General features: G+C 59.4%; 11 protein-coding genes. 6 read left to right on the forward strand and 5 right to left on the reverse strand.

What is annotated here, in order from left to right; all coding sequences use genetic code 11:
* Window positions 1-74 precede the first annotated feature (74 nt).
* The 4 genes from ACFWW4_RS10125 to ACFWW4_RS10140 all read left to right on the forward strand — a co-directional run bounded on the left by ACFWW4_RS10125 (window position 75) and on the right by ACFWW4_RS10140 (window position 3390).
* The gene (locus ACFWW4_RS10125) at window positions 75-842 is read left to right on the forward strand and encodes a gamma-glutamyl-gamma-aminobutyrate hydrolase family protein (RefSeq protein ID WP_411890724.1); all 768 of its coding nucleotides are present in this window, start codon (window positions 75-77) and stop codon (window positions 840-842) included.
* A 267-nt stretch (window positions 843-1109) separates the two neighbouring features.
* Entirely contained in the window at window positions 1110-1637 is a 528-nt protein-coding gene (locus ACFWW4_RS10130) for a flavodoxin domain-containing protein (RefSeq protein ID WP_411890725.1), read from the forward strand.
* 77 nt (window positions 1638-1714) lie between these two features.
* Window positions 1715-2398, forward strand: coding sequence for a D-lyxose/D-mannose family sugar isomerase (locus ACFWW4_RS10135; protein ID WP_411890726.1), 684 nt, complete (start codon window positions 1715-1717; stop codon window positions 2396-2398).
* Between the two features lie 113 nt (window positions 2399-2511).
* Window positions 2512-3390: a sulfotransferase domain-containing protein gene (locus tag ACFWW4_RS10140; protein WP_411890727.1), complete on the forward strand. Its 879-nt coding sequence runs from the start codon at window positions 2512-2514 to the stop codon at window positions 3388-3390.
* 36 nt (window positions 3391-3426) lie between these two features.
* Here the strand turns inward: ACFWW4_RS10140 and ACFWW4_RS10145 are convergent, their stop codons facing one another.
* The 3 genes from ACFWW4_RS10145 to ACFWW4_RS10155 form a co-directional block, all read right to left on the reverse strand.
* Window positions 3427-5661: a molybdopterin cofactor-binding domain-containing protein gene (locus ACFWW4_RS10145; protein ID WP_411890728.1), complete on the reverse strand. Its 2235-nt coding sequence runs from the start codon at window positions 5659-5661 to the stop codon at window positions 3427-3429.
* A gap of 3 nt (window positions 5662-5664) precedes the next feature.
* Window positions 5665-6129 carry a (2Fe-2S)-binding protein gene (locus tag ACFWW4_RS10150; RefSeq protein ID WP_411890729.1) on the reverse strand — a complete coding sequence of 155 codons (465 nt, stop codon included), beginning with the start codon at window positions 6127-6129 and terminating at the stop codon, window positions 5665-5667.
* Window positions 6130-6242: 113 nt separating this feature from the next.
* Entirely contained in the window at window positions 6243-7406 is a 1164-nt protein-coding gene (locus tag ACFWW4_RS10155) for an FAD-binding domain-containing protein (RefSeq protein ID WP_411890730.1), read from the reverse strand.
* A gap of 168 nt (window positions 7407-7574) precedes the next feature.
* Here ACFWW4_RS10155 and ACFWW4_RS10160 point away from each other — a divergent pair, with 168 nt between their 5' ends.
* Window positions 7575-8087, forward strand: coding sequence for a YHS domain-containing (seleno)protein (locus ACFWW4_RS10160; protein WP_411890731.1), 513 nt, complete (start codon window positions 7575-7577; stop codon window positions 8085-8087).
* A 35-nt stretch (window positions 8088-8122) separates the two neighbouring features.
* On the opposite strand, the gene ACFWW4_RS10165 is transcribed toward ACFWW4_RS10160, so the two are convergent.
* Both ACFWW4_RS10165 and ACFWW4_RS10170 read right to left on the reverse strand, forming a co-directional pair.
* The gene (locus tag ACFWW4_RS10165) at window positions 8123-8584 is read right to left on the reverse strand and encodes an SRPBCC domain-containing protein (protein WP_411890732.1); all 462 of its coding nucleotides are present in this window, start codon (window positions 8582-8584) and stop codon (window positions 8123-8125) included.
* Entirely contained in the window at window positions 8577-8897 is a 321-nt protein-coding gene (locus tag ACFWW4_RS10170) for an ArsR/SmtB family transcription factor (protein ID WP_411890733.1), read from the reverse strand. Before ACFWW4_RS10170 ends, ACFWW4_RS10165 begins: the two co-directional genes overlap by 8 nt.
* A 132-nt stretch (window positions 8898-9029) precedes the next feature.
* On the opposite strand from ACFWW4_RS10170, the gene ACFWW4_RS10175 reads away from it, so the two are divergent.
* A complete protein-coding gene (locus ACFWW4_RS10175) occupies window positions 9030-9650 on the forward strand; it encodes an ATP-dependent Clp protease proteolytic subunit (protein WP_393931171.1) in 621 nt (206 codons plus the stop codon).
* Window positions 9651-9777 lie beyond the last annotated feature (127 nt).

A 9777-nucleotide genomic window follows, 5' to 3' on the forward strand; every position in this document is an offset into this window, starting at 1 on the left:
GTGTTGTGCGCATCCGCTGTCTTTCGTTGCGCCTGATTTGGCTGTAATACGGGTTAAATCTGAATGGAGTTTTCATGTCCCGGCCTGTGATCGGCATTATCGGCAACAGCTATCTGATCAATGATGAGTATCCGGCCCATGCTGCCGGACAGATGAATACGCATGCGGTATCACAGGTTGCGGGTGCGGTGCCGATGATCGTACCCTCTGATCCCGGTGTGGTGGCGGTGGACGAGCTGATGGCTGTTTGTGACGGTTTTTTGTTCACCGGCGGTCGCCCCAATGTGCATCCTGAGGAGTATGGTGAAGAAGAGACGGATGCCCACGGTGCGTTTGATCGCGACCGTGACCGGATTGCGTTGCCGCTGATCCGCGCCTGCGTGGCGCGAGGTCAGCCGATTTTCGGGATTTGTCGTGGATTTCAGGAGGTTAACGTCGCGATGGGTGGAACACTGTACCCAGAAATTCGTGACCTGCCGGGCCGCGATAATCACCGCATGCCGCCAGAGGGCACATTGGCCGAGAAGTTTGAACTGCGCCATGCTGTGACGTTTTCAGAAGGCGGTGTGTTTCATCGTCTGATGGGGCCCCGCGAGGTGATGACCAACACGTTGCATGGGCAGGGGATCAAGACGCCGGGGGCGCGTATTGTCATTGATGGTCATGCACCGGATGGGACGCCGGAGGCGATCTATATCGCGGATGCGCCCGGTTTTACCCTTTCGGTGCAATGGCATCCGGAGTGGAACGCGGCCGATGACCCGGTGTCACGCCCGCTGTTCGAGGCGTTTGGTGATGCATGCCGTGCTTGGGCGTCGGGGGCGTTGCGCAAAGCGGGTTAGCAACGCGCGGTGGTGTTGCGGCAGGGGCACCGTACGGCCGTGGCCCCTATTTTTACGAATCATTTGTAAACACTGGGGATCGGGCCGATTTGGCCGGTCGGCATCGCGTCGGCAAAACGTCGGACTTGCGTCGGACCCCTGAGCCACATTTGCGGTGATTAATGGCGCGTGCGTTGCGTGACCCTGCAATTTCGGCCCCAATGATCTGGATCAATGGCCCACTTGCGGGTTCAGGCATTTTGTCAGCGGATCAAGAGGAGACCGCTGATGAAGATACTGATCGTCTATGCCTCGACCGAGGGGCAGACACGCAAGATTGCCCAGTTCTGCGCCGACCACATGATGGAACAAAGCCATTCGGTCGAGATTCTGGGGGCCGGAGATGCAAAGGATGTGGATCTGGGCCGGTTTGATGCGGCCTTGGTGGCCGGGTCGGTGCATGCGGGGCGTTATCAGAAACCGCTGGTCAAGTTTGCCAAGCGGCAGGCGGAAAAGCTGAACGGGATGAATGCGGCGTTCATGTCGGTCTCGCTTGCCGCTGCCGGTGACGATGCCGAAGATTGGGACGGGCTGAAGGAATGCGTCGCCCGGTTTGCATCAAAGACCGGCTGGTCGCCTCCCAAGTTGTTCCATGTCGCGGGGGCGTTCCGGTTTACCGAGTATGATTTCTTCAAATCCTGGGCCATGCGCTGGATTGCATCGCAGAAGGGTGAGGATGTTGACCCGCATGTGGACAAAGAAATGACGGATTGGGCCGCGTTGAAAAGCACCCTGGACAATTGGCTGGGCACCTGAGTTCCGCCGGGCACATCTGCTCCTTGTAAGTCGTTGAGGATTGCTGCACTGTTCCGTAAACGATTACGGAGCAGGTGATGAAACGATCCCGCATCAATGAGATCATAGCTGAGGCGGATGAGATGATCCGCTCTTACGGTTTTGTGCTGCCGCCTTTCGCCTATTGGACGCCGGAGGCATTCAAGGCGCGGGCCGATGACGCGCGTGCTGTGATTGATGCCCGCTGCGGCTGGGACATCACCGATTATGGTGCCGGTCGTTATGACGAGATGGGGTTGTTTCTGTTCACTCTGCGCAATGGCCGATTGGCGGATCTGCAGCGAGGCGGGGGTATGTGCTATGCCGAGAAGCTGTTGATTTCAAAGCAGGATCAGCTGTCGCCGATGCATACCCATGTGATCAAGGCCGAGGATATCATCAACCGCGGTGGGGCGACGCTGGTGGTGCAGCTTTATGGCTCTGACCCGGACGGGAATTTTGATGAGACGGCAGGTGGTGTTGTTATGTGTGACGGTATCCGGCGGGAGTTTGCGCCGGGCGAGAAACTGCGGTTTGCACCGGGCGAGAGTGTCACCCTGATGCCTGGCGACTGGCATGCATTTTGGGGCGAGGGGGGTGATGTGCTGATTGGTGAAGTGTCGACTGTGAATGATGATGAGACCGACAACGTTTTTCGCGAGCCGATTGGCCGGTTTGCGGAGGTTGAGGAAGATGTGGCGCCGACGCATTTGCTGGTGAGTGATTACAGGACCTGGCTGTAAGCCTGCGGTTTGAAGATCGCGCCTAGGGCTTCCGGGGCTATGAGACTTTTTCGTTTTGTTCTGCGGGCAGTCCACATTTTCTGACCTCATCCACATGCGGGAGGATGCCGGATATGACGCATCGAAAGCTTTACCTTGGTCCCCTGACTGACAACAGGCGTTGGGATCGGATCAACATCCGCCCGGACGATGTGATCGTTGTGACGCCGCCCAAATGCGGCACGACCTGGATGCAGACAATCGTGGCGCTTTTGCTGTCCGGCGATCCGCATGTCGAGACGGAGTTGTCGTTGAAGATGCCTTGGGTCGATATCCGTTTTCGCGAGATTTCAGAGGTGGCTGACAGGCTTGAGGCCATGCCCCATCGTCGCAGCATGAAAAGCCATACGCCGATGGACGGTCTGCCATTGGATGATCATGCGCAGTATATTTGCGTGTTCCGGCACCCGCTTGATGCGCATTTTTCGTTCAGGAACCATGTGCAAAACATCTCTGTGCCGTTGTTTGATGACCGGTACCCAAGGGATGATGCGGGCGGCACGACATTTCGCCGCTTTTTGAAGGGCGCGGCAGATGGGGATGACTGTGATGCAGCGCCGCTCGCCCATATCTTGCGGCATTACACGGTGGCCAAGGCCTTGTCTGTCCGACCCAATGTGTCGCTTTTCCATTATGCGGATATGACGCGGGATTTGGCAGGGGTGTTTGCCAAAGTGGCGGCGTTGCTGGGAATCTCACATCCTGCGGCGGTCATGGAGCGACTGATAGAGGCTGCAACTTTTGATAATATGAAGCAGAAGGCGGACAGCTATGCCCCCGGCGGCGGGACCGGGTTTTACAAATCGGATGCCGCGTTCTTTCACAGTGGCAGCAGCGGACAATGGCGCGGCAGGCTGACCGATGAAGAGGTTGCGGCCTATGACGCCATGATGGATGCACATCTGGCGCCAGAGGACCGCACATGGTTGGAGAATGGGGCCGCCGGGCTTTGATACCCAACGACCGTCCTTTGTTGGTTTGCCTGGCCCCTACAGGATCAGATCGAACGTCTTGATCAGCGGCAATTCCCGTGCCCGCGTGCCGGTCAGATCGAAGAGCGCGTTGCCGAGGGCGGGCATCGAAGGCGGTGTGCCGGGTTCGCCGACGCCGCCCATATGGGGGTTCGTCTCAAGAATGCGGACCTCGAATGCGGGCGTGTTGTGCATGCGCAGCGCGTCGTAGTCGTAGAAATTGTACTGCTCTGCCGCGCCATCGCTGAACGTTACCTCACCCTGCATCGCGCCAGAGAATCCGTAAACCGCGCCGGACACCATCTGTGCCTCGATAATGCTGGGGTCGAGCGCGGTGCCTACGTCGCACGCGATCCAGCATTTGTTGATGCGGATGCCGTTGCCGGTGTCTTCGACCTCGACCACTTCGGCCGTTGGCGTTCCGAAGGAATAGGTGAAGCCGATGCCGCGCCCGATATTCGCGGGCTTGTCGCTGCCCCAGTTCGACATTTCGCCCACGGCTTCGATCACGCCCGCCGAGGGTGCGTGTTCGGCGCGGGCCATGTCGAGCCGGAATTGCAGGGGATCGGCGCCAGCGGCATGCGCCATTTCATCGATGAAGGTGTCGAAGAAGAAACCGTTATGGGAGTTGCCGACGGACCGCCAGAAACCGAGCGGCACGGTCAGGTCGGCCAGATGCCCGGTGATGCGGAAATTGGGGATGGCGTAGGGCTGGTCGGCGGCACCTTCCACATGGCCCCTGTCGGGGCCGGGCGGAACCTGACCCACAAGCCGCATGGAGGAGGTGTGGGTGACCGATTGCGCGGCGATCTTGCCATCAACCAGTTGTGCCTTACCGTCGCGCACCACGCCCCGGAATTGCGCCATGGCGGCGGGGCGGTAAAAGTCGTGGCGCATGTCCTCTTCCCGGCTCCAGGTCATGCGGATGGGGGTGCCGGGCAGGGCTGCCGCGATTTTTGCGGCGGGTACGGAAAAGTCGTATTCGCCGCGACGTCCGAAGCCGCCGCCGAGCATTGTCGTGTGCAGTGTGACCTGTTCGGGATCGAGCCCCACGGCCTCTGCGCATTTGTCGCGGACGATGACGGGGGCCTGGTTGCCGGACCAGACTTCGAGCGCGTCGCCGGTGTAGAGGGCGGTGGCGTTCATCGGCTCCATCGTCGCGTGGGCGAGGTAGGGGACGATATATTCGGCTGTGATTTCAGTGCCTTCGACGGTGGCTGTGACATCACCGTCGTCGCGGGTTGTTGAATTGGGTTCAAGGTCGAAGGCGGCGCGGGTGGCGGCCATCAACCCGTCGGTATCGGCGGGGTAGCTGGCCGGTTCCCATTCGATTTCGACTGCCTCGGCGGCCTGCATGGCGAGCCATGTGTTGCTGGCGACCACGCCGATCCCGTCGCCGAGGTCGATTATGGCCTCAACCCCGGGCATGTCGCGGGCGGCGCTGTCATCGTAGCTGATCATGCCGGACCGGCGTGGGTTCATGCGGACGGTGGCGTATTTCAGGCCGTCGAGTTTGGTGTCGGCGGCGTAGTGGGCCGTGCCGGTGGATTTGGCGACCATGTCGGTGCGGGGCATGGATGTGCCGAGGTATTTCCAGGTGGATTTGGCGCGCAGGTCAACATCCGGCGGGTTGATGTCGCGCACGGCCATGGCAAGATCGGTATACGCGATTTCTGTGCCGTCGGGCGCGATGACCTTGCTGTTTTCGGTGCGCAGCGTGGCGACATCGACGCCGAGTTGCTTGGCGGCGGCGAGTTTCAGCGCCTCGCGGGCGGAGGCCCCGGCGTGTCGCATCCTGTCATAGGCGTCTTTGATTGAGGTCGAACCGCCGGTGACCTGCAGGTTCAGAAGTTTGCCGACCATGCCGACGTTTTTGCGCAGGTTATGCTGGAAATCGCTGTCGGCGTAGTGGTGGAAGGGCAGGGCGAGGCCGAGCAGCGCCTGATTGTAATAGGCCTGCGCGGGGGGGCCGTGCAGCACGGTGATATCGTCCCATGCGACGTCGAGTTCTTCGGCAACAAGGGCGGCGAGGGTGGTGTGCACGCCTTGCCCCATTTCGGCGCGGGGCGCGATGATGGTGACCCCGTCCTGATTGATCAGGATGTAGGGGTTCAGCGTTGCCTCACCGTCACCGGCGACGAGCGGATTGGGGGCATCCTTGCGGACCATGTAGACCCCGAAGGCAGCGCCACCGGCGATGGCGGCGACACCGACAAGGAATGTGCGGCGGGCGATTTTTCCGATGCTGGCCATGGTTTACGCCTCCTGAATGCGCTGGGCGGCGTCTTTGATGGCGGCCCGGATGCGGGGGTAGGTGCCGCAGCGGCAAAGGTTGCCCTGCATGGCATCGTCGATGTCCTGATCAGTTGGGTTCGGCGTTTGCGCCAGAAGGGCCGCCGCGCTCATGATCTGACCGGACTGGCAATAGCCGCATTGGGCGACCTGATGATCGACCCAGGCCTGCTGGATCGTGGCCATGTTGTCGGGTGTGCCGAGCCCTTCGATGGTTGTCACCTCACCCCAGACATCGGCGAGAGCGACCTGGCAAGAGCGCACGGCCTCCCCGTCAATATGCACGGTGCAGGCGCCGCAGGCGGCCACGCCGCAGCCGAATTTCGTTCCGGTCAGTCCAACCTCGTCGCGCAGGACCCACAGAAGGGGCACGTCATCGGGCAGGTCGATGGTCTGGTCATTTCCGTTGATGGTGAGCGTCGTCGGCATGTGGGACCTCATGCTTTAAGTGAACGGTTTGGTTCAGTTTATCCGCTTTCCACGCCTGCGGCAACGGTCGGATGCCTCCGGCGGGAGTGTTTGAGGAAGAAAGAAGATGCGGATCAGGCGATGCTGAGACCGCGTATTTCGCCGATGAGTTTGGGGATTTTCTCCTTGAACTTGAAAAAACCGTGGGTCGCGTATGGCCAGGCAGAACTGTCATAGGGGCGAATGATCTGCCGTAATGGCTGCCCGGCCAGCGCGTCGGCGGTTGGTCCTGTGGGCATGTAGCTGGTCACGATCTGATCGAGGTTGTTGGCATGGGCCCAGTCGGACAGGGTATCTGGCGTTTGCTTGGTGACCGGCCCCAGCTTGTCGGCGAAGCGGGTCATGCAATCCGTGATCGCGTTTCCGACGAAATCGGTGACTATTGGCGCGACGCTCAGCGGGCTGCGATGGGCCGTTGTTTGCACTGTCGCGGTGGCGACGGGCCTGACCTGATCGCAGAGCCAGCCCACGCTCAGGTCTTCTTCGGTGATCAGAAGTCCGGTGCGCAGCTTGGGGTCGAGAGTGTCGCTGGCTGGCAGCGGGCCGCGTTCGGGATGCGGCGGTCCATCAAGCGGGGCGGCATGTGTGGCGAGCCCCGTCGGTTTGAACCGCCCTTCGGTATATTTGGCGATATTGTCCGGACGGGCGAAGTAGGTTTTGCCAATGGTTTGCAGGCCGCCGACCCAGCGCCATGACAGCGTGTTCGAGGCCGGGTCGCCGTCGATAAGGTGCCGCAGGAAGAAATCAGCGCCCAGGGTCCAGGGCAGCCGCAAGGTGAAAATCCAGATCGAGGCAAACCACATGCGCGCGTGATTGTGCAGGTAGCCGGTATCGGCGAGTTGGTTCGCCCAATGGTCAAAACAATCGATCCCGGTGTCGCCTTTGCAGGCTGCTTCCCAATTCTGGCGGAGCCCGCTTTCGGTGCGGATCCGGTTCAGTGCTGCGTTCAGGTCGGTCTTGTAGGCCTTCCAGACGCCGGGCCGCATTTCCAGCCAGCCTTTCCAATAGGTGCGCCAATAGAACTCTTGTATGAACTTCTCAGCCGCAGCGGGTGAGTGGCGGCGGAGTGTGGCGCGCAGCACGTCCTCTTCGGTGATGATCCGGTGGCGGATATAGGGTGAGAGGGTCGAGACACCTGCCGTATCGTCGTAATTGCGTTTGGCGGCGTAGTCCCGACCGGCATGCGGGACGAAATCCTGCAGGCGTTGCAGGGCGGCGGTGTAGGTAGGCTCAAACATATTAAGCCAAGTAAAGCGCGCTCTGCTGCTTTCAAGCGAGCCGACCGGGTTTCTGTGCGCAAGAAAAACACGCGACCCTCACCCCTGATCAACTGCGCGTTAGCGGGGCTATCGGCGATGCATGGTGCGGGATACGAGATATCACCAACTTGCAAAAAGGGGTTTCTCATGCGTCGTTTTCGTTCATTTATCGCTGCGGTGGTCATGCTGCCCGGCGTTGCCTTTGCCGGTGATCAGTATCTTGACCCGACGGGTTTTGCCGTTTCGGGCTATGATGTTGTTGCCTATTTCGATCTGGAGCAGAGCCCTGTGGGGCAATCGCAGCCTGCCGCCGTGCCCGGATTGTCGAGCATCACGGCGGAGTATAATGGCGCCATGTTCGCCTTTGCGACCGAGGAAAACCGGGATCGGTTTCTGGCTGATCCAGCGGCTTACGTCCCGCAATACGATGGCCATTGTGCCTATGGTGTTTCCAAAGGTGGCAAGGTTCCCGGCAATCCCAACCTGTGGCGGATTGTGGATGACAAGCTTTATCTGAACATCACCAAGAACGTGGTTGGGTTCTGGGAAGAGGATATTCCGGCCAATATCAATCTGGCAGAGACCAACTGGGTTGATATCGAGCCGACCCCGGCCTCTGACCGGGCGATTCCGCAATTCACATCAGACGCGCCGAATTAGAACTGACGCGGCGTATTTGATTTCGACAACCCGTCTTACGCCAAGGCGGGCTGTTTTGCTGCGGTGCAGTAGCTGCCCAAGACCAGATCCCAGCCAGTGAGGTAGCTACTGCTGACGGCATCGGCCAGATCGCCGAGGATGTCGAAACCCCCATGGGTCAGGTCGCATTGCGTGCCTGTTTCGGTTTGCTGGAAGCTGACGGTGACAACGGTTGCCTCGTCCTCTGTCTTGCCCGGGAACCAGGTGAAGGCGAGGTATTTGCCGGGGTCATAGGCGAGGATTTTGCCCCAGATATGGGTTTCGCCGTCTTCCGTCAGTTCGGTGATTTTGCCGTCCTTATGGGTATCGAAATGAACCTTCTTTGGTGTCTTTTTCTGGCTGGCAGAAACCGAATGCGTCTGACCCGGCCACCATTTGTCGATCCCGTCGGTGAAGAGCGCGAATGCCTCCGCCGCGGTCAGGGGTACGGTAACGGATTTGTTGATTGGATCATTCATCAGTTTTTCCTTTGGCTTGGTCTTCGGCGGCGCGGGCGAAGGCGGCGAGCGCATCATCCCACAGGCTGTCGAGGTATCGGCGCAGACTGTCCACACCTTCGGGGGCAATGCTGTAGAGCCGTTTGTTTCCTTTTGGCGTGACGTGCAGCAGGCCCGCATCGGACAACACGCGCAAATGCTGGCTGACCGCCGGTCGGCTGACAGGCAGACCCTCGGCGATGGCCCCAACCGGCAACCCGCCACCACGCAGCTTGTCGATAATGGTGCGTCGTGTGGGATCAGCGAGGGCGACTATTGCATCTTCGTAATTCATGACTTACCGTAAGTCATCGCTTACGATTTGTCAATCATGCCATGCGACCCTTGAAGCCCCTGACACCCAACACTAAGACTCTGTCAGGATTTTAGAAGTAGGACAGAACCGTCCAACAGTGAGGCAGTAAATATGCAAGACCCCGTCGAGACCTATATGAACCTTGTCCCAATGGTCGTTGAACAGACCGCGCGGGGGGAGCGTGCCTATGACATTTTTTCCCGCCTGCTGAAGGAACGTATCGTGTTCCTGAATGGTCCTGTTCATGACGGGATGAGTCAGTTGGTTGTTGCCCAGCTTTTGCATCTTGAGGCCGAAAACCCCAAGAAAGAGATCAGCATGTATATCAACAGCCCCGGTGGTGTCGTGACCTCGGGCCTGTCGATCTATGACACGATGCAGTATATCAAACCGAAAGTGTCGACCCTGGTGATCGGGCAGGCGGCATCCATGGGGTCGTTGTTGTTGACGGCCGGCCACCCCGGCATGCGCTTTTCTCTGCCCAATTCCCGTGTGATGGTTCACCAGCCATCCGGGGGGTATCAGGGGCAGGCGACCGATATCATGATCCATGCCCAGGAGACCCAGAAGCTGAAGGACCGGCTGAACGAGATTTATGTCAAGCATACCGGTCAAACCTTGAAAAAGGTGGAAACAGCGCTGGAGCGTGACAATTTCATGTCGCCTGATGAGGCCAAGGATTGGGGTCTGATCGACGAGATTGTCGAAAACCGCGAAAAGTCGGACGATTAAGGCCGTAGCTGCGATGGCGTAACGGTTTGGCGATGTGTTGCCACATGGCCATATCGTTGTGCTGACTTTGCGGAAAGCCGCCGCACCGTAAAGACCTTGTTAACTTGACCGTGCGCATGGTCATTTT

The sequence above is a fragment of the Yoonia sp. SDW83-1 genome (assembly GCF_046762885.1).
In the GTDB taxonomy this organism is placed as follows: domain Bacteria; phylum Pseudomonadota; class Alphaproteobacteria; order Rhodobacterales; family Rhodobacteraceae; genus Yoonia.

What these genes read in the sequence shown, in the direction of transcription:
- ACFWW4_RS10135 (WP_411890726.1), top strand. Translation starts at nt 1,715, where the DNA reads ATGAAACGATCCCGCATCAATGAGATCATAGCTGAGGCGGATGAGATG.
- ACFWW4_RS10150 (WP_411890729.1), bottom strand. Translation starts at nt 6,129, where the DNA reads ATGCCGACGACGCTCACCATCAACGGAAATGACCAGACCATCGACCTG.
- ACFWW4_RS10145 (WP_411890728.1), bottom strand. Translation starts at nt 5,661, where the DNA reads ATGGCCAGCATCGGAAAAATCGCCCGCCGCACATTCCTTGTCGGTGTC.
- ACFWW4_RS10155 (WP_411890730.1), bottom strand. Translation starts at nt 7,406, where the DNA reads ATGTTTGAGCCTACCTACACCGCCGCCCTGCAACGCCTGCAGGATTTC.
- ACFWW4_RS10130 (WP_411890725.1), top strand. Translation starts at nt 1,110, where the DNA reads ATGAAGATACTGATCGTCTATGCCTCGACCGAGGGGCAGACACGCAAG.
- ACFWW4_RS10175 (WP_393931171.1), top strand. Translation starts at nt 9,030, where the DNA reads ATGCAAGACCCCGTCGAGACCTATATGAACCTTGTCCCAATGGTCGTT.
- ACFWW4_RS10140 (WP_411890727.1), top strand. Translation starts at nt 2,512, where the DNA reads ATGACGCATCGAAAGCTTTACCTTGGTCCCCTGACTGACAACAGGCGT.
- ACFWW4_RS10170 (WP_411890733.1), bottom strand. Translation starts at nt 8,897, where the DNA reads ATGAATTACGAAGATGCAATAGTCGCCCTCGCTGATCCCACACGACGC.
- ACFWW4_RS10165 (WP_411890732.1), bottom strand. Translation starts at nt 8,584, where the DNA reads ATGAATGATCCAATCAACAAATCCGTTACCGTACCCCTGACCGCGGCG.
- ACFWW4_RS10125 (WP_411890724.1), top strand. Translation starts at nt 75, where the DNA reads ATGTCCCGGCCTGTGATCGGCATTATCGGCAACAGCTATCTGATCAAT.
- ACFWW4_RS10160 (WP_411890731.1), top strand. Translation starts at nt 7,575, where the DNA reads ATGCGTCGTTTTCGTTCATTTATCGCTGCGGTGGTCATGCTGCCCGGC.